The organism is Aeromonas popoffii, assembly GCF_000820025.1.
In the GTDB taxonomy this organism is placed as follows: Bacteria; Pseudomonadota; Gammaproteobacteria; order Enterobacterales; family Aeromonadaceae; genus Aeromonas; species Aeromonas popoffii.
Genome location: NZ_CDBI01000012.1, coordinates 4123 through 22598, shown reverse-complemented (window position 1 = coordinate 22598; position 18476 = coordinate 4123). Strand labels below are relative to the sequence as shown.

Here is an 18476-nt window from a genome sequence, read left to right as displayed (position 1 = left end):
TTCGCGATCTTGCCCTGCCTTTTGTAGAGCAGTAAAGACTCCTGGAGAAATAGCATCTCTAGCAAAAGATCTTAAAGACTCTGCCGAGTAGAAGGCTTCTCTTTGTCGTTTAAAGTGAGGCAATAAATCTGAATGTTCATTTAATTTAAAATTTTCTGATGGTAATTTTTTATGGTCTGCATAAGCTTCAAACAAGTTACTTATATAATTTGACTCTTTTTCTTCTATTTTTTGGGGAGGGAGGTCTGGTTCTGGCCTGTCTTTTAGTCCACCACCAAATCTAAGTGCGAAATACGGTGTTTCTCTATACTCTTCTATCACTTGATCAACTGGCTTATACTTGAATATAGAAAAGTCAAATTTATCAATGAATTTATGAAAATCGCCATCTAATTTTATATTATTAGTTTTTGTTATCTTGTCAGAACAAGTTTTGTCCCAATCTTCAGTGACTTTTTCTTTAAGTTTTTGGCTGTTTAGAAGTAATTTCTTTAAAGATGGGCTACAGTCTTTAGGAGAGAAAAAATAATAATTATCTGGCGTGGAAATATCGTCATTAAAAATATGCCAAATGAACTTTCCTATCTCTAGTATTGCTGTATTTGGTGCTAATGGTTCTCCTTTGTAGTACTTACACTGAAAGTTATCCCATGCACCATTAAAGCCTTGATTAGATTTAAAGCAGGCAACATCTATTCCATAATCGTTAGCTCCACCCATCCGAGTTACTAGAATATAATGCTTCTTTTGGTATAAGCCCCACTCACTAATAAATAATTCCCAATCGTCTGCTGAAATTAAAAATAAGTGTTGCCTAGGGGCGATTATTTTCCCCGATTTTACACGATTAGATGATACGAAGTTATTGACGTTCTCTGATTTTGGTGAAGGCAATTCGAGTGGGGGTAAGTTTAAATTTTTCATTCATTTGCTCTTTAGCTAGCAAGAAATAAATATAAGATGGTTAGGATTACCATTACGTTGAGCAATGCGTTTCCATTATACTTCTAGATTATCTAGGTTAAATTATTAGATGTCTAAAACCAAATTTTCACTGACTCCGCACAGAGCTTTACCTCGCCGTGATAAACCGCTTCGATATTATTGCCGTCCGGAACGAGCACAAAGGCGGCGTAGTAGCCGAGATGATAATTGTGCTCGCCCGGATCGCCATTTTCTTTGCCGCCATTGGCCAGCGCAGCCTGATAAAAACGATCCTCCATGGCGCTGTCTTGCGTCTGAAAGGCGATGTGATGGTGGTCGGTCAGTACGCCAAGTGCAGCGCGATACAGTATTTTTTCCATACCTTATCTCCTTGGTTGTCCCAGTGTTGAGTTGAGATAATCAATAATGAGCAAGCCAAGTGTGTTTTGAAATTCTTCTCGGTCGAATCCTGTGGGATCTTGTGCTATCGCGCCGAGTTCTGATTTAAGAGATTCAGGGAATGGTGTTAAAAATGAGTAATGCCCGGCATTGGCAATTGTGATGCTGGTTAGTTTACCTTGATCTACAATGTTCTTCTCGATTAGCTTGCAATTATATGGCTCTGTCAATTCTTCATCTTTTTCAGCCCTCAGCAATAAGATTGGAATGTCGATCTCAGTGAGAGAGTCTTTAGCCGTAAACAGGGCACCTACTGGAGCCATTAATATCAGGGCTTTAATTCGATTTTCTTTGGTGTTGTTTATAATTTCTTGCGTTATAGTGCCCTCACGTACCGGGCCACAATATGGGTCTGATAACGATGGTTTACTGCGGCATAATGAGATTAAACTGCCTGTGTTTGCAATGCCGCCTGCGGCTGCGAGCGCAGTATAGCCGCCAACAGAGTGGCCCAGCACTGCGACTTTATTTGAGTCAATATGACTATTTAAACCTGGGGTGCCAAGGAGCATATCCAGTGCAGAGGTAATGTGCTTGGGTCTATTTATATAATTGGCAAGAGATCCTTCTAGTGAGTTATCCATATAGTTGTTTTTAGGGTGCAGTGGTATTGCAACCATAAAGCCATTTGCTGCCAATGAAACGGCTATATCTTTATATGATAAATTGCTGCTACCCGAACCATGGGACACCATGACTAATGGGAACTTGCCTGCTGATATGTTCCCACCTATGGCGACATTCATTTTAAATGGCCCCATTTCAACCAGTTTTGGCTTGCTGCTGGTTGGATAAAACAAAACCATCGGAAAACTATTATTTGTCTCTGATGAGGACACTTCCACTTTACGAAATCCCACTTCATGTGCATGGGATAACGTGGACATAAAAATCAGCAAAGAAAGTACCAATCGAAATGTTATGCTCATTTATTTTTCCTAAAATACGTTCATCTAGCTTCAGATATAAATTCAAATATAAAGCTGATATTTCCTGTAGCAATGCGGAGGGAAAACAAGGGCTGGCACTACGGCCATGCGTCTCGAAACTGGCATTGATCCCTGCGAGCGACAAGGCCATCATCCTGACAGGCAGGATATAGGCTACTGCCCTATTCACTTTACGGCTGCGGGTTTGTTAAAGCCCAATAGTTATCAATAAAGCCAACAAGCCATAGACCAAAACAGGTGTGCAAATAAATACTTGAGTGATCTTTTTATAAATTAAATTATAGATATGTAATGCGGAAAATAATAGAGTATATTAACGTCAACGACGGGTGTGCTCCATAATAATACTCTGTGAGGCGGGAAGTTTTGTACACAGTGTCATCGTGGTTTCAGATACTGACTCACCGTCAATGCGGTAACAATCTGACATCTCACCAACGACGTTGAATCCACACTTTAAATATAAATTCTTAGCTGGCAGGTTGTTTGTAAGCACATTTAAATCAAGCCACTCAATTTCTTCTGATTCACGACAAAACGTGATGGCCGTTTCTATTAGCTTTACACCCAAACCCTGCTTTCTTACGCGACAGTCAACCCCCATGCCCAACATAACACGGTGAAATCTGTACTCTTCGTTGTAATGACGTAAATCTATATGTCCAAAAATATTATCACTCGTGTCTTTGATCAACCAAAGCTTTCGCCAGCCAGCTTGACCTACGCCAGATCCAAAGCCAGCTCGAAATTTTGCTTGGAGTGACTCCGTAACCAGGCAGTGTTTTTTAGCCATGGGTTGAAAGAGTGGCGAGTCGTCAGCCGCATTATCTAAAAGCTGGACACTCAAATATGTAAAAAATGGTTCCAAATCTGACAGTGTTGCTTCTGTTATTTTCACGAATAATCCTAATTACGCAAAGCTAAGCGGCAGACAAGCAGTCAATCCACCCTGTTTGAGGCTTTTTCTTGATCGTTTTGTTGGTTACCTGCTCTTTTTGCTCAATGAGGTTTTTTTTGATTGCGTTGGCACTCTCAGCATCTAAAGCAAACATGTTACTCATAAACACCATATCCAATCGTTTGACTGACCAGTTGCTGGTTTATAAATCCCCCCCCTTTGTCCGCCAGCCATATCGACCTGCTGCATGGTGCGGATTTGGGTTGTCGCGCTGGTAAACAGCATGGCTACCGCCCCTGAATTTCAGCCTCCAGTCTGCTGCGTTTAACCAACGGGGTGGGGTTGGCAGGGCTCATGGGGTGACTCCGACGAGGCGAGTGTTGCCAATCGGGTATGTTAAAGGGCGTGGCGCAGAGGGGAAGGGGGAAATGGAAGATTTCTGGGCAGGATCAACAAATTAATGAACAAGGCGGTGTGATCGATAGAGGGTGGTGAGCTGCGGGAAGCGTTTTTCAAAAGGTAGCGATAACGAGTGTGTGACCACGGATGGCGGAAGTCACCCTCTGGCATAGCGGGGGCGCCATTGTGGTTGGCAAGGGGCAGCGTGCAGGCGGCCCCCGTGCTGCGGTCAGTTGCTCTTGGTCGGGATCTCAGTGCAGCTAAGTGTCGGCTGGCCATAACGCGCCAGGCTGGCCTCGTTCCCCTTGGTAAAAAGGGTGAGGTTTTGCCCTTCATAGCGGGCGCCGCTGGCGCTGGGGGCGTCATAGGCGAGCACTTGCTGTTGGCTATCGCCCTCGCTCAGGTTGATCACCGCGGCGTGCAGCTTGGCATCGTGATAGAAGTAGGTGGAGAGGGTGACCTTGTTGCCGCACTGGTAGTTGACCGGGGTCGGCACCATCAGCTGGCCGCCGCTGATCTGCAGCTCGGTGATCCGCAGCTGGTAGCTCTCTTCCACACACTGGCGCAGATCCTTGGCTTTCCAGCAGTCGTTGCGACCCTTGATCCAGCCGCGCTGCATGGCCTTCTCCGTTTTGAGCTGTTCGGGGGAGAGGCTGGCAATTGCCTTGGGGTAGAGGGCCGCCAGTTCGTGATCAAGGGCCGCCAGTCCGGCATCCTTGCAGATCAGGGTTTCGGCCGCGCCGGCTGCCTTGGCGCAATCAAAGGAGGGGGTGGCAGCGCAGGCCAGCAGAGGGGCAAACAGCAGGGGGCCAAGCAGCAGCTTGTTCATCGGGAAGACTCCAGCAAACAGGGTTGGATACCCCGTTACTAGAGCACACTCTACAGCACAATGCAGCAGGGCCGCCGAGCGCGATTTGCGCCGGGCGGCCCCGATTGGCAGAGCCTGCTCTCTTGGTGCGAGAGACGGGGTTATCTGCGCAGCGACCCCATCTTGTTGGCACCCATCAGCGATTCAGGGGCGGATGGTGCAAAGGGAGGTGACGCAGGATTAGCGACCATCCCAGGCGTTGCGGGTTGCAGCCTCTTTGAAGCGCGCGCGGTTGCTATCGTTGGGCTGAGGTTCGCTATCGCCGAAGATGGCGCGCAGCCAGTGGCCGTCTGTCGGATTGGGAAACAGTATGTAGCGAGTGCCGTACAACTCTTTGTCTGCTTCCATCTGCGTCAAGCGCTCTTCCACATCCTGGCTGTAGTATTTGCGGCGAAAGTCATTGAGGTTATCACCCAGGTAGAGCACAACGTTGAAGGCTTGCGCGATTTCATCCTGGCGAGTCTCTTTATTGGATGAGTCGCGCAGCAGGGTGACATGCTGGTCATCCGCAAAGGGCAGGCCGGCTAGTCGCACCTGGTTGACCCCTATTTCTTGCGTTTTATCTCCTTGATCCCGAGAGCTGACATAAAACACTTCCACCCCTTTGCTCGCTGCGAATTTAAAAAACGCCAATGCGCCGGGTGCCACTACCATCTGGTTTTTGGGGAGCCAGGCATCCCAAACCGGATCATCAAAGAAGTCTTTATTGTTGTTGATCAGGTAGCCCCAATAAGGCAGCGGCAGAAAAATGGTGTCATCCAGATCAGTGATCACTGCAAGGGGCTTGTCACCCGGTTTGTGCGCCTCGAGGGCTTTTTCCAGCTGCATCCGGGCCAGATTATACCCCTGATGGTAGAGGGCTTGATATTCGGCTGCCGTTTGTTTCCAGGCCACTGCCGCGATCAATAGATTGTTGGTGCCATTGCCTGTCGGGGCGTCGTGGTTGGTCGCGGGAAGAGGCTGGGCGTGTGCCCCCGCCATGGCGCCCAGCAGCGCGACAGTTGTCAGGGTTTTGGTGAATAAAGGCATGAGAACATACTCCATGTTGTTCAGTCGAGAAGGTAAGCGATAGGAGACTACCGCCCAATGGTGTTTGAAAGTCACCAGAGTGCCATAGGTGCTACGTCAGCCCCAAGCCCATATTGTCAGGGCTGCCAGGCAGGGGGGGGATGATCAATTAGGTGGCGAGTCTGTTTAATACGGCAACCGCCTTGGCTCCGTGCTGATGCGCCACGAAAATATGGTCATGATAATAACCGGCCATCACGTTGCAGCTGATTTGATGTCGTGCCAGGGCGCTGGCAAAGGCTGCCGTCAACCCCACAGCGGCTAAATCGGAGTGAACCGTGAGAGTAATCCAGGCGGCCACATAGGCAAATTCAAGACCCTGTTGCTCTGCCAATGCTTTGGGCAATACCAGAGTATGTCCCTCCTGCTCTTTGATCGTAGCGACAGCACTGGCCAGCAAGGTCTGGCTTGGCGTGGCAAGGGTACAGAAGACATATTCTCCCGGATTGAGAACGGGACTGGCTCCTTTTAACAAGGTGGCAAGGTCGGTTTCACCTTTCATGTTTGCTCCTGCTGACGGTGACGGCAGGCTAGTCTGCCACACCCGTTGGCGGAAAAAGTAACCACTTGTGCTAATGGGCTATGGGTTTTCTTGATAAGCGTTGCGGTTTCGCCGCCAGTGCGCGGGATGTGAAGCGGGGGCTGTTTCTTGCTCAGTGGGCGAGTGTCGCCAGCCCGGTTGTGAGGCTGGCGGCAGCAAGAGGATCAGGCCAGCGCCAGTGGCTGGCGGCTGCGCCATAGCCGCTCGTGGAAGAAGAAGATGACTGTGTTGATGGCAGGCTCGATCGTCGCCATCACGCCGCCGGTGAGCAGCTCGCCGCTCAGCAGGAAGGCGACCCCGAAGGCGACACTGAAGTGGACCAGTGCGAAGCTGCTGGTCTTGGCCTGCAGGCTGTGCTCGGGTTTGAACTTGTGCCAGCCGAGGTCATGAAAGTAGAAGGCGACTGTGTTGACGGCGGGCTCGATCAGCGCGATCAGGCTGGCGGTCAGCAGCTCACCGGTCAGCAGGTAAGCCAGGGTAAAGGCCACGATGAAGTGCAGGGCGGCAAAGCTGATGGTCTTTTTCATGATGGCGGCTCCCTCTGGTGATGACAGTAGTATCCGCCACAATGACATTAAATGAAAATTATTCTCATCTATTGCCGATATAGAGAAAACCTATCAAGGGGCGAGTGGCCGGTGCGGTTCAGCGGTTGCCAATCGCAGCCAAGTCGATAAAGTACAGGTTCTTCACGCTTGCCCATGAAAAAGGATCTTTCATGAATATCAATGCCACCCTGCTTGGCCAGTTTATTGCGTTGCTGATGGTCATCGTCGGCCTCATCGCCTGGCGACTGGCGCGCCGCAAGAGCGAGCATCCGGCGCTGGTCACCCTTATCTGCTCACTGCTCTGTCTGTTTCCGCCCTTTGGTCTGCTGGCCCTGTTGCTGGTTGCGCTGAAACAGGATCTGCCCGCCCGCTCATAGGGGCCGCCGCAGTGGTCGAACAGGTTCAGGCCGCCGCACAAACAGGCACCCCAATAGAAAAAGCCCCGTGATGGGGCTTTTGCGTTTGAACTCGGTGAGCGCAGCGGGGGCGGGGGATTAACCCTCGGCCTTGTTGAGCCATTCCACCTTGTACTGGGCACCGGCGCCCTGTGCCAGCTTGGCGCACAGCGGTTTGAGGAAGGCTTCGATCTGCTCGGCCAGCATCCAGGGGGGGCTGATGATCAGCATGCCGGATCCGTTCATGCCCCAATCGGCGGTCTGGCCGGCCACTTCCAGCTCGGCCACCAGCACGTTGCCGAAGTTCTCCCGTTTGATCGCCTTGAGCATGTCGCGGGATTTGTCCGCCTCCTGACCCAGGATGGGATACCAGAGGGCATAGATGCCGGTGGCCCAGCGTTTCTGTGCCTTTTTCAGGGTATCGACCACGGCGAAGTAATCTTCCTTCAGCTCGTAGGGCGGATCGATCAGCACCAGCCCGCGGCGCGGAGTCGGTGGCAACAGGGCCACCAGCCCTTCGAAGCCATCGCGGTGGTGAACGGCGACGCGGGGGTCGTAACCCATGTTGGCGCGCAGGTCTTCCACCTCGTTGTTGTGCAGCTCCATCAGCGCCAGCTTGTCCTGCTCGCGGGCGAGGCGGCGTGACAGCTCCGGCGAGCCGGGGTAGTAGTGCAGCGCGCCGTCGTGTCCTTCTTGAGCGGGGTTCATCTCCTCGATGACGCCCAGATAGGGGGCCATGGCAGACCACTGGGCCCGCTCGTCCCACAGGCGGCCGATGCCGTCGGCATACTCTGCCTTCTTCTGGGACCAGTCGCCGCGCAGGTCGTAGAGACCGCCACCGGCATGGGTGTCCAGCACGATGAAGGGCTTCTCCTTCTTCTTGAGGGACTCGATGATCAGGGCCTGAACGGTGTGTTTCAGCACGTCGGCGTGGTTGCCGGCGTGAAAGGCGTGGCGATAACTCAGCATATTAGATCTCTGAGGGGGCCCTGCTGGGCACCCAGTAACGATAGATAGTTCAACAAATTGTGGCTCTTGCCCCGCAACAGGGTGAGGCTGCGCAAGGTCTGCAGCAGGACCCCCTGCTGCAGCCGTTCCAGCTCCAGCTCGTGGGCCAGCATGGCCTGATACTCTTCCTCATCCAGCCGCGACTTGGCGCCCTGGCGCAGGGTACGCCAGGGGGTCAGGACCGCTTCGGTCTGCACCAGCGCAGGTTGCAGATCGGTGAGATCGACCACGATGCCGAGTTGATCGAGCCGGTGCAACAACAGAGCCAGATTGACGTTGCCGCCCTGCGCCTGCACGGTTAGCCAGTCCTGGTTGCGCTCGCCATAGACCTTGCCGCTCCAGTGCCAGAAACCCAGCGGCGTCGGCAGTTCGTGTACGGCGACCTGCTCGGTCGTCATCAGCTGTTCGTCACGCAAAGAAGGCCTGCTCCATGGTTTCCAGCTCCTCTGAGAGGCTCATCCACTCCAGCTCCACCCCTTCCAGCTCCTCCTTGATGGGGCCCTGGGACTTGAGCAGTTCGGAGAGCTTGTTCTTGGCGCTCTCTTCGTAGATGGCGGGATCGGCCAGTTGCTCTTCCACCGTGGCCAGCCGGGTCTGCAGTTTTTCCATGCTGGCTTCGAGCTTCTCCAGCTTCTGGCGCAGGGGGCGGGTCGCTTGCCGGAACTCAGCCTCGCGCCGCTTCTGATCCTTGCGTGCCAGCGCCGAGTTGGCGGAGATGACGCCATCGCTTGGCTTGGCGTTGGCCTCTTTCTCCTGCTCGCCGAGCCACTTGTGGTAGTCGTCCAGATCGCCATCGAAGGCTTCGACCCGGCCGCCATGCACCAGATAGAAATCATCTGTGGTGGTACGCAGCAGGTGCCGGTCGTGCGACACCACTACCATGGCCCCTTCGAAGCCTTGCAGCGCCATGGTCAGGGCGTGGCGCATCTCCAGATCCAGGTGGTTGGTCGGTTCATCCAGCAGCAAGAGGTTGGGCTTTTGCCAGGTGACGAGGGCCAGCACCAGCCGTGCCTTCTCGCCGCCGGAGAAGGGGGCCACCTTGTCGAGGGCCTTGTCACCGTGGAAGCCGAAGCTGCCCAGGTAGTTGCGCAGCTCCTGCTCGGATTTGTCCGGCGCGAGGCGGGCCAGGTGATCGAGGGGGGTGTCGTCGAGGCGCAGGGTCTCCAGCTGATGCTGGGCGAAGTAGCCTATGCTGACCCCGGCGCTCACCTCCAGCTTGCCTGACAGTGGGGGATTGGTGCCAGACAGCATCTTGATGAAGGTGGACTTGCCGGCGCCGTTGCGACCGAGCAGGCCGATGCGCGAACCCGGTACCAGGTTGAGTTTGATCTTCTCCAGGATCACCTTGTCGCCGTAACCGGCGCACAGATTCTCCATGGCGATGAGCGGGGTCGGCAGGGCTGACGGCTCGCGAAACTCGAAGCTGAACTCGGAGTCGGCGTGGGCAGGCAGCAGCTTCTCCATCCGCTCCATTGCTTTCAGGCGACTCTGTGCCTGACGGGCCTTGGAGGCCTTGTAGCGGAAGCGGTCCACATAGGCCTGCATGTGGGACACCTCCCGCTGCTGCTTCTCGTACATGGACTGCTGCTGGGCCAGCTGTTCGGCGCGCTGCAGTTCGAAGTCGGAGTAGCCGCCGGTGTATTCGTTCAGCTTGCCGTTCTCGATGTGGATGATGCGGCTGATGACCGAATCGAGGAAGTCGCGGTCGTGAGAGATAAGGACGAGCGTGCCCTGATAGCCCTTGAGCCACTTCTCCAGCCAGATCACTGCATCGAGATCCAGGTGGTTGGTCGGTTCATCGAGCAGCAGCAGATCGGAGCGGCAGAGTAGCGCCTGGGCGAGGTTCAGGCGCATGCGCCAGCCACCGGAGAAGCTGCGCACCGGCGAGCCCAGTTGCTCGTCGCTGAAACCCAGACCGTGCAGCAGCTCGGCGGCGCGGGCCCGAATGCTGTAGGCGCCTATGGTGTCGAGTTTGCCGTGCAGCTCGGCCACCAGCAGGCCGTTGTCATCCAACTCGGCCTGGGCCAGCTGGGCCTCCAGCGAGCGGAACTCCTTGTCGCCGTCGATCACGTACTCGAGCGCCGAGCAGTCAAGGGCCGGCGTCTCCTGGGCGACGCCAGCGATCTGCCAGCCGGCAGGCAGGCTGAAGCTGCCGCTGTCGATGGCCAGCTCGCCCCGTACCAGTGCAAAAAAGGTGGACTTGCCACAGCCGTTTTTACCCACCAGGCCCACCTTGTGGCCCGGGTGTATGGTGGCGGAGGCGTTGTCCAGCAGCTTGCGGCCGCCGCGGATCAGTTCGATTTGACTGGCAACTATCATGGATGGGGTCTGCTTGCTCAAATGGAGGAGAAAAACTGGCGCGGATCTTACGTGAAATGGCGCAGATTTGCACTTGAGGTGGGGGGGGCCCACTGGCTGGGGGGGCAAAAACATGCCATAACAGAGAAATCAGTCAGGGTTGGGGAGGTTAGCATGCTTATCAGAGACATAATGACGACCCGGGTCGCTACCGTTTCCATGGATGACAGACTCACTGTCATCAAGGATATCTTCGAGCAGGCCCACTTCCGCCACCTGCTGGTGCTGGAAGAGGAGGAGCTGGTGGGGGTCATCTCGGACCGGGATCTGTTCCGTGCCATCAGCCCCTATCTCGACTCCGAAGCCGAGATGAGCCGTGACACTGAAACCCTCACCAAGCGGGCCCATCAGATCATGAGCCGCCATCCCGTCACCATAGCTCCCCATCTGCCGGTGCGCGACGGCGTGAAAATCATGCTGGAGAAGAATGTCTCCTGCCTGCCAGTGCTGGAAAATGGCGCCCTGGTCGGCATCATCAGCTGGAAGGATCTGCTGCGCACCGCCCTCGACGCTGACGCTTTCTAGTCTTTGGCCTGTGCCACCCCATGAGAAAGGGCTCCGCGGAGCCCTTTGTTGTGTCATCAAGTGGTGATGGTTGGCCCGAGTCAGGGCAATTGTTCCACCAACAGGATGTGGGAATCCGCCCCCACCACCTTGACCCGACTGCCCGCGGTGAGCGGCACCTCGCTGCGCACCGTCCAGACGGTGTCATCCAGACGCACCCGGCTTGTTCCCTGCACCACATCATCCAGCAGGGTCAACTCACGGCCCAGATAGCTCTGCATCCGCTCATTGATGGGGCTGGCGGCATCCTGACCCGAGCTGTCCAGCCGGTGCTGCCAGCGCCACCAGACCCAGGTGGTGAGCAGGGATTGCACCGCAAACAGCATCAGCTGCGCTTGCCAGCCGAAGGGCCAGAGCAGCAGGATCAAGCCGACTTCCACCGCGGCTATGCCGGTCCAGAGCAGGAAACCCACCGAGCTCAGCACTTCGATGGCCAGCAGCACGAAACCGAGCCCCAGCCAGTGCCAGTGGGTCAGCTCCGTGAGCAGGGCTGTCATGACTTGCTACTCTTGCCGTCCCTGAACAGCTCAGCCATGCCAGCTACCGAGCCAATCAGGCTGCCTGCTTCGAGCGGCATCATGATGATCTTGCTGTTGGGGCCTTCACCGATGCGGGCCAGCGCTTCCGTGTATTTCTGGGCAACGAAGTAGTTGATGGCCTGCATATCCCCCTCGGCGATGGCCTTGGAAACCATGTGGGTTGCCTTGGCTTCCGCCTCGGCGGCCCGTTCCCGCGATTCGGCGGCGAGGAAGGCGGCCTGACGCTCACCCTCAGCCTTGAGGATCTGGGACTGCTTCTCGCCTTCGGCTTTGAGGATCTTGGACTGGCGCACCCCTTCGGCTTCCAGCACCTCGGCCCGTTTCTGGCGCTCGGCCTTCATCTGGGCGTTCATGGCTTCTACCAGTGACACCGGCGGACGCACATCCCTGATCTCGATCCGGGTCACCTTGATGCCCCAGGGGGCGGTGGCCGCATCCATGGTGCGCAGCAGTTTCTCGTTGATGGTGTCACGCTGGGAGAGCATCTCGTCCAGCTCCATGGCGCCGAGCACGGTCCGCATGTTGGTCATGGAGAGATTGCGGATGGCGCTGGTGAGATCGTTGACCTCATAGGCCGCTTTGCGGGCATCCACCACCTGTATGAAGCTGATGGCGTCTATGGTGACGTTGGCGTTGTCGCGGGAGATTACCTCCTGCGCCGGTATGTCCAGCACCTGTTCCATCATAATGATTCTGTGGCCGATCCTGTCCACATAGGGGATCAGCAGGTTGAGACCGGGGGAAAGGGTACGGGTGTAGCGACCGAAGCGCTCCACTGTCCAGTTGTAGCCCTGCGGTATTATCTTGATCCCGGCACTCAGGGTGATGATCACCAGGAACACGAAGATCCCCGTCACAATCAATGACTCGTTCATTATTAAGCTCCTTATGAAACACATTCACTAGCCTATGGCCTAGCGTCGAGCACCACAAGGATGTTCGTTCGCCTTCGTCATCATACTGCTTTGCTAATTACTAAAACGCATTAAAAAGCATTTTTTATTATTTTGAGGGATAAGCAGCCCTGCCTATAGTCGCCCTATATTAGTCGTGTTCCAAGGGATGGGCCGAAATGGATTATTTACCTATGTTTGCCAGGTTGGAAGGCCGCCCTGTGTTGCTGGTAGGCGGGGGCGAGGTCGCCCTGCGCAAAGCACGTCTGCTGCTGGCCGCAGGCGCAAGGCTGACCCTGGTCTCCCCCGAGATTGACCCCGAATTCACCGCCTTTACCGGTCGCTTCACTCATCTGGTCGAGCGTTTTACGCCGGCCCATCTGACCGGTCAGATCCTGGTGGTGGCCGCCACCGACGATCTCGAGGTCAATGCCCTCGTTTATCAGAGCGCCAATCAGCGCGGTCTGTTCGTCAATGTGGTGGATGACCCCAAGCGTTCCAGCTTCATCTTTCCCTCCATCATCGACCGATCTCCCCTGATGGTCGCCATCTCCAGCGGTGGCAAGGCCCCCGTACTGGTACGCCTGCTGCGCGAGCGGCTAGAGAGCCTGCTGCCCCGCCATCTGGGGGGGCTCACCGAACTCTCCGGCCGGGTGCGCGACAAGGCCAAGCGGGTGCTCTCATCCATTTCCGATCGTCGCCGTTTCTGGGAGCGGGCGTTTGCCTCCAATACCCTGGCTGGCCTCATCGAAAAGCAGGATTGGCAGAGTGCCGAGCGCTGGCTGAACGACGGTCTGGATCAGGCCAAGAGCGAGGTGGGTGAGGTGGTGCTGGTCGGTGCGGGGCCCGGCGATCCTGGCTTGCTGACCCTCAAGGCGCTGCAACAAATTCAGCAGGCGGAAGTGGTGCTCTATGACCAGCTGGTCTCTCCGGAGATCCTCGATCTGGTGCGCCGCGATGCCACCCTGGTCTCGGTCGGCAAGAAGGCCGGTGCCCACAGCGTGCCGCAGGAGGAGACCAATCGCCTGCTGGTGGAGCATGCCCGCGCGGGTAATCGGGTGGTGCGGCTCAAGGGGGGCGATCCCTTTATGTTTGGCCGGGGCGGCGAGGAGCTGGAAGTGCTGGCGGCAGAGGGGATCCCCTTCTCTGTGGTGCCCGGCATCACGGCCGCCGCTGGCGCCACCGCCTATGCCGGTATCCCGCTGACCCACCGCGACCACGCCCAGAGCGCCGTCTTCATCACGGGCCATTGCCAGAGCGATGGCAAGGAGCCCGACTGGCAGCAGCTCGCCACCACCAACCAGACCCTGGTCGTCTACATGGGGCTGATGCGATCCGAGCACATTCAGCAGCAGCTGGTGAGCCACGGCCGCCGCAGCACGACCCCCATCGCCATCATAGAGCGGGGCACCACGGCCCGTCAGCGTGTGCTGACCGGCACCCTCGCTGAGTTGGCTGTGCTGGCCCAGCAGGCCGTGAGCCCGTCGCTCATTGTCATCGGCGAGGTAGTGGCACTGCGCGAGCGGCTCGCTTGGTTTGGGGAAAAAAGCGGGGAAAAGAGTGGCGAGCAGCAGCGCGATAACCCGGATCTTGATGGCTGCGACCTCAAGCTGGTGCAGCTGGCCTGAGAGCAAAGACCTATTTGATGCGGCTGCCAGCGCGGCCGCGCACTGAACCACCCAGCGCCCTGACCATGCGCGTTAGCAATGACCCGAGGACCAACATGGACCGTGAAAGAGTGACTCACTTGCAGCAACCTGATGTGGAGAAGACCCCAGCAGGTATCTCCCGTGAACGATTGACTCACCTGCAGCAGCTGGAAGCCGAGAGCATCCATATCATCCGCGAGGTGGCTGCCGAATTTGAAAACCCGGTGATGATGTACTCCATCGGCAAGGACTCCTCCGTCATGCTGCATCTGGCCCGCAAGGCCTTCTATCCGGGCAAGATCCCCTTCCCCTTGCTCCACGTCGACACTGACTGGAAGTTCAAGGAGATGATCAAATTCCGCGACGAGACCGCCAAAAAATACGGGCTGGATCTCATCGTCCACAAGAACCCGGACGGCCTCGCCATGGGCATCAACCCCTTCGTACACGGCAGCGGCAAGCACACCGACATCATGAAGACCGAAGGGCTCAAGCAGGCGCTCAACCAGCACGGCTTCGATGCCGCCTTTGGCGGTGCCCGTCGCGACGAGGAGAAGTCCCGCGCCAAGGAGCGGGTCTACTCCTTCCGTGACAAGTCCCACCGCTGGGATCCGAAGAACCAGCGGCCCGAGCTGTGGCGTGTCTACAACAGCCAGGTCAACAAGGGGGAGAGCATCCGGGTGTTCCCGCTCTCCAACTGGACCGAGCTCGACATCTGGCAATACATCTATCTGGAAAACATCGACATAGTGCCGCTCTACTTCGCCGCTCACCGTCCGGTTGTTGAGCGCAACGGCATCAAGATCATGGTGGATGACGAGCGCATGCCCATCGGCCCTGAAGATGAAGTGAAGCAGGAGCTGGTGCGCTTCCGTACCCTCGGCTGCTACCCGCTGACCGGGGCCATCGAATCCGATGCCACCACCTTGCCGGAGATCATCGAAGAGATGCTGCTCACCACCTCGAGCGAGCGGCAAGGGCGGCTGATTGACCACGATCAGGCAGGCTCCATGGAGCAGAAGAAGCGTCAGGGATATTTCTAAGGAATCGCAACATGAACAACCATATTCAGACCGCCATCAGCGAACAGGGCATTGAAGCCTACCTGCACGCCCAGCAGCACAAGAGTCTGCTGCGTTTTCTCACCTGCGGCAGCGTGGATGACGGCAAGAGCACCTTGATCGGTCGCCTGTTGCACGACTCCCAGCAGATTTATGAAGATCAGCTCAAAGCGCTGGAGTCCGACAGCCAGAAGCTCGGCACCACCGGTGAAAAACTCGATCTGGCGCTGCTGGTGGATGGCCTGCAGGCGGAGCGCGAGCAGGGCATCACCATAGACGTGGCCTACCGCTATTTTTCTACCGCCAAGCGCAAATTCATCATCTCGGATACCCCGGGCCACGAGCAGTACACCCGCAACATGGCCACCGGCGCTTCCACCTGCGATCTGGCCATTATTCTGATCGATGCCCGCAAAGGGGTGCTGGATCAGACCCGTCGCCACAGCTTTATCGCGAGCCTGCTCGGCATCAAGCAGTTCGTGGTGGCGGTCAACAAGATGGATCTGGTGGAGTTCAGCCAGGAGGTGTTCGATCGCATCAGTGCCGATTATCGCGAGTTTGCCAAGAAGCTCAGTGTCGACACCATCCATATAGTACCTGTCTCGGCGCTGGACGGTGACAACGTGGTCAACCCGAGCGACAAGCTGGCCTGGTATCAGGGCGAAACCCTGCTCTCCCTGCTGGAATCCGCCGAGGTAGAGCGCGAGCTGGAGCGCCATCCGGTGCGCTTGCCGGTGCAGTACGTGAACCGCCCCAACCTCGATTTTCGCGGTTTCGCGGGGACGCTCGCGGCCGGTATTTTGCGGGTCGGCGACAAGCTGGCTGTGTTGCCGTCCGGCAAAGAGAGCACAGTGACCCGCATCGTCACCTTCGACGGGGATCTGGAGTACGCCCTGCCGGGTCAGGCCATCACTGTCACCTTTGCCGACGAGATCGACATCAGTCGCGGCGATCTGCTGGTGGATGCCGCCAGAAAACCGCTGGTGACCCAGAACGTGCTGGCCCATATCGTCTGGATGGGGGAGGAGTCCCTGCAATCGGGCCGGGTCTATGACATCAAGCTGGCCACCAAAAAGACCCGAGGTCAGGTGGAGGCCATCCGCCATCGCATCGAGATCAACAAGCTGGACGAGCTGCCCGCAAGCGAGCTCAAGCTCAACGAGATTGGCCTGTGCGAAGTGAGCCTGACCGATCCGGTGGCGTTTGACCCGTATACGGATATCCGCGACACCGGCAGCTTTATCCTGATCGACCGGCTGAGCAACGTCACCGTCGGGGCGGGCATGATAGTGGAAGGCCTGGCCGCGAAAGTAGTGGCAGGGCACTACAGCGAGTTCGAGATCGAGTTAAACGCCTTGGTACGCAAACACTTCCCCCACTGGCAGGCGCTGGCTATTGGCAGCGACAAGGCGTAGGTCGTCATTCCCTTCCCCCGCGAGAGCGGAGGAATTCCCCTTATCCCCAGCCCTGCTCCCGCCAAATAAAAGAGAGGGAGACGGGGCTTGATAGGCCCTCTCCTGTGGGGGGAGGGCCAGGGTGAAGGATTGAGCGGTAGAGAAGGAGTCTGGATGAATAACGTTGTGTGGCACCAGCATGCGGTGAACAAGGCAAGCCGGGCAGGGCTCAAAGGGCAGAAGCCGCTGGTTATCTGGTTTACCGGGTTGTCGGGAGCGGGTAAATCGACCCTGGCGGGGGCGCTGGAGCAGGCGTTGGCCGCCGAGGGCAAGCACACCTATCTGCTGGATGGGGACAATGTGCGCCACGGCCTGTGCGGCGATCTCGGTTTCGATGATGCCGCCCGCCAGGAGAATATCCGCCGGGTCGGCGAGGTGGCAAAACTGATGGTGGATGCGGGCCTGATTGTGCTTACCGCCTTTATCTCGCCATTTCGCGCCGAGCGGGATCTGGTGCGCAATCTGTTGGGGGCTGACGAGTTTGTCGAGGTGTTTGTCGATGCGCCGCTCGCCATCTGTGAAGAGCGCGACCCCAAGGGGCTCTATAAAAAGGCGCGTGCCGGGGAAATTCGCAACTTTACCGGTATCGACTCCGCCTACGAGGCACCGGAGCAGCCGGAAATCCATCTGCTGAATGCTGGCAAGCCAGTGGCAGCGTTGGTGGATGAGCTGCTGACTGCGTTAAGGCTGCGTGGGTTGATCGACTGAGGTTTATTGTGCGAACAGAATTTTGATAAACAAGGGGGCGTTTGCCCCCTTATTTATTTCTTTCCAATGATGCTCCTCAGTTAAAGAACTCGATAGATTCAGTAATAGAGGCTATTTGCTCTCTTGCTCCATTCGTTACTGCCTGATGTAGTAAACCAGATAGAATAGCGCTACGTGTTGCTTCAGGTATCACACATGGGCTTAATATGCCCCTAGATTGAGGGTAATCCCCCCAGTGAACACCAAGTGATTTTTCGCCACCATTATATTGGTTCTTGTGATCATACCAGCCAATGATTATCTTTAAGCCATCATCAACATGTATTTCTTTATAGTCTTTCCAATAGGAAATCATGTTCATCTTGATATTGTCCTCATAAACCTAAGGTTTGAGCTAACCGAACCGCCATGGCCGGACGCCGCAGAGCCAGAATGAAATGAGGCCCGAAGGCGGCATTCCAGTTGAGCTCAGGGTTAGGCATCACGACGGTGCGGCTCGAGTTGGTGAATAAACACTGTGTAGGTATCGGCGGGTCTCATCGCGGCCGCCAGATCGAGTGCATGGCCGATAGCCCCACGGTGGTATGTTCCATGATTGACGATATGAAACAGAATCTCGGTTGGTGTCATAGATCCCCGAAAGCCATCGACAAAGGTAAAGCTCAGTGTCTGGTGAGCCTGATCGGTTCGCAGGTGCGAGGCATAGGCTGCCAACCACTCATTTGACACCATCAGTCGTTGGTCGAGTTCTTGGAGCGAAGGTACTAGTTCTGTATTTGTCGAGGGGTGCGGCTCAGGTGTCGATTGGAGTCTAGCCCTGAAATTCTCCTCGACCCTGACCATGTGATTGAGCTGCTGACGAGCAAACGCAAGTGATGCCGCGCCTTGGACTGGATCAATGGTTCCCACCACATCCAGCGTTCTTCTATCGGCCCAGCATTTGTACTCAAGTGCCTTGTGTAGTAGTGAAGTTTCCATTTGATACCTAACACCGCGCTCAGGGGAAAAACGTAGTGGAGCTAATTTGTGGTAAAGTGATCTCGTATGTTGGGCTAAAAATCGTAGGTTGGTGCTGAACGAAGTGAAGCCCAACGTTTACCGCGAAACGTATCTGCAAATTTGTTTTACCGATCGGCCCCATCCATGTTTATCCCGCTCTGGTTGAGGTGATAATGCTCATCTGTTGGGCTTC

The 18476-nt window shown here is 55.9% G+C and carries 22 protein-coding genes; 6 read left to right on the top strand and 16 right to left on the bottom strand.

Features of this window, described 5'->3' with window-relative positions; all coding sequences use genetic code 11:
- The 9 genes from BN1129_RS23025 to BN1129_RS02215 all read right to left on the bottom strand — a co-directional run.
- Positions 1-924: ABC-three component system protein (locus tag BN1129_RS23025; RefSeq protein ID WP_157013231.1), on the bottom strand; the 924-nt coding region annotated here is incomplete at its 3' end.
- Between the two features lie 113 nt (positions 925-1037).
- Positions 1038-1304, bottom strand: a complete 267-nt coding sequence (locus BN1129_RS02240; RefSeq protein ID WP_084204546.1) for a VOC family protein — start codon at positions 1302-1304, stop codon at positions 1038-1040.
- A gap of 3 nt (positions 1305-1307) precedes the next feature.
- The gene (locus BN1129_RS22080; RefSeq protein WP_084204545.1) at positions 1308-2312 is read right to left on the bottom strand and encodes an alpha/beta hydrolase family protein; all 1005 of its coding nucleotides are present in this window, start codon (positions 2310-2312) and stop codon (positions 1308-1310) included.
- 340 nt (positions 2313-2652) lie between these two features.
- Positions 2653-3231, bottom strand: coding sequence for a GNAT family N-acetyltransferase (locus BN1129_RS22075; RefSeq protein WP_084204544.1), 579 nt, complete (start codon positions 3229-3231; stop codon positions 2653-2655).
- A gap of 22 nt (positions 3232-3253) precedes the next feature.
- Positions 3254-3394 (bottom strand): hypothetical protein, encoded by a 141-nt coding sequence (locus BN1129_RS23020; RefSeq protein WP_157013230.1) that lies wholly within the window; start codon positions 3392-3394, stop codon positions 3254-3256.
- A 465-nt stretch (positions 3395-3859) separates the two neighbouring features.
- Positions 3860-4459 carry an MliC family protein gene (locus tag BN1129_RS02230; RefSeq protein WP_042034207.1) on the bottom strand — a complete coding sequence of 200 codons (600 nt, stop codon included), beginning with the start codon at positions 4457-4459 and terminating at the stop codon, positions 3860-3862.
- Positions 4460-4678: 219 nt separating this feature from the next.
- Positions 4679-5602, bottom strand: a complete 924-nt coding sequence (locus BN1129_RS02225; protein ID WP_209418469.1) for a 5'-nucleotidase, lipoprotein e(P4) family — start codon at positions 5600-5602, stop codon at positions 4679-4681.
- Positions 5603-5675: 73 nt separating this feature from the next.
- Positions 5676-6068 (bottom strand): ACT domain-containing protein, encoded by a 393-nt coding sequence (locus BN1129_RS02220; RefSeq protein ID WP_042034205.1) that lies wholly within the window; start codon positions 6066-6068, stop codon positions 5676-5678.
- A gap of 203 nt (positions 6069-6271) precedes the next feature.
- The gene (locus BN1129_RS02215) at positions 6272-6634 is read right to left on the bottom strand and encodes a DUF2061 domain-containing protein (protein WP_042034204.1); all 363 of its coding nucleotides are present in this window, start codon (positions 6632-6634) and stop codon (positions 6272-6274) included.
- Between the two features lie 191 nt (positions 6635-6825).
- On the opposite strand from BN1129_RS02215, the gene BN1129_RS02210 reads away from it, so the two are divergent.
- A complete protein-coding gene (locus BN1129_RS02210; protein WP_042034202.1) occupies positions 6826-7032 on the top strand; it encodes a hypothetical protein in 207 nt (68 codons plus the stop codon).
- Positions 7033-7149: 117 nt separating this feature from the next.
- Here BN1129_RS02210 and BN1129_RS02205 read toward each other — a convergent pair whose 3' ends face one another.
- Genes BN1129_RS02205 through BN1129_RS02195 form a run of 3 tightly spaced genes read right to left on the bottom strand, consistent with a single transcriptional unit; the run spans position 7150 to position 10377 of the window.
- On the bottom strand, positions 7150-8019 hold the full coding sequence (locus BN1129_RS02205; RefSeq protein WP_042034200.1) for a 23S rRNA (adenine(2030)-N(6))-methyltransferase RlmJ: 870 nt from the start codon (positions 8017-8019) through the stop codon (positions 7150-7152).
- A complete protein-coding gene (locus BN1129_RS02200) occupies positions 8013-8474 on the bottom strand; it encodes a DUF2390 domain-containing protein (RefSeq protein ID WP_042034199.1) in 462 nt (153 codons plus the stop codon). The genes BN1129_RS02205 and BN1129_RS02200 overlap by 7 nt, the downstream gene beginning before the upstream one ends.
- Positions 8467-10377 (bottom strand): ABC transporter ATP-binding protein, encoded by a 1911-nt coding sequence (locus tag BN1129_RS02195; RefSeq protein ID WP_042034198.1) that lies wholly within the window; start codon positions 10375-10377, stop codon positions 8467-8469. Before BN1129_RS02195 ends, BN1129_RS02200 begins: the two co-directional genes overlap by 8 nt.
- Before the next feature lie 153 nt (positions 10378-10530).
- Here BN1129_RS02195 and BN1129_RS02190 point away from each other — a divergent pair, with 153 nt between their 5' ends.
- Complete coding sequence (locus tag BN1129_RS02190) at positions 10531-10941, top strand: CBS domain-containing protein (protein ID WP_042034197.1); 411 nt, start codon at positions 10531-10533, stop codon at positions 10939-10941.
- 80 nt (positions 10942-11021) lie between these two features.
- Here the strand turns inward: BN1129_RS02190 and BN1129_RS02185 are convergent, their stop codons facing one another.
- Entirely contained in the window at positions 11022-11477 is a 456-nt protein-coding gene (locus BN1129_RS02185; protein WP_042034196.1) for an NfeD family protein, read from the bottom strand.
- Positions 11474-12394: an SPFH domain-containing protein gene (locus tag BN1129_RS02180; protein WP_042034195.1), complete on the bottom strand. Its 921-nt coding sequence runs from the start codon at positions 12392-12394 to the stop codon at positions 11474-11476. Before BN1129_RS02180 ends, BN1129_RS02185 begins: the two co-directional genes overlap by 4 nt.
- Before the next feature lie 197 nt (positions 12395-12591).
- On the opposite strand from BN1129_RS02180, the gene cysG reads away from it, so the two are divergent.
- The 4 genes from cysG to cysC all read left to right on the top strand — a co-directional run bounded on the left by cysG (position 12592) and on the right by cysC (position 17284).
- Positions 12592-14040: a siroheme synthase CysG gene (gene cysG, locus BN1129_RS02175; protein WP_084204542.1), complete on the top strand. Its 1449-nt coding sequence runs from the start codon at positions 12592-12594 to the stop codon at positions 14038-14040.
- A 95-nt stretch (positions 14041-14135) separates the two neighbouring features.
- The gene (gene cysD / locus BN1129_RS02170) at positions 14136-15104 is read left to right on the top strand and encodes a sulfate adenylyltransferase subunit CysD (protein WP_280136027.1); all 969 of its coding nucleotides are present in this window, start codon (positions 14136-14138) and stop codon (positions 15102-15104) included.
- An 11-nt stretch (positions 15105-15115) separates the two neighbouring features.
- Positions 15116-16537: a sulfate adenylyltransferase subunit CysN gene (cysN, locus tag BN1129_RS02165; protein WP_042034193.1), complete on the top strand. Its 1422-nt coding sequence runs from the start codon at positions 15116-15118 to the stop codon at positions 16535-16537.
- A gap of 153 nt (positions 16538-16690) precedes the next feature.
- Positions 16691-17284: an adenylyl-sulfate kinase gene (gene cysC / locus BN1129_RS02160; protein WP_042034192.1), complete on the top strand. Its 594-nt coding sequence runs from the start codon at positions 16691-16693 to the stop codon at positions 17282-17284.
- A gap of 76 nt (positions 17285-17360) precedes the next feature.
- On the opposite strand, the gene BN1129_RS22070 is transcribed toward cysC, so the two are convergent.
- Together BN1129_RS22070 and BN1129_RS02155 are read right to left on the bottom strand one after the other, a co-directional pair.
- A complete protein-coding gene (locus tag BN1129_RS22070; protein WP_084204541.1) occupies positions 17361-17645 on the bottom strand; it encodes a hypothetical protein in 285 nt (94 codons plus the stop codon).
- Between the two features lie 113 nt (positions 17646-17758).
- The gene (locus BN1129_RS02155) at positions 17759-18262 is read right to left on the bottom strand and encodes a DinB family protein (RefSeq protein ID WP_042034191.1); all 504 of its coding nucleotides are present in this window, start codon (positions 18260-18262) and stop codon (positions 17759-17761) included.
- Between the last annotated feature and the right edge of the window lie 214 nt (positions 18263-18476).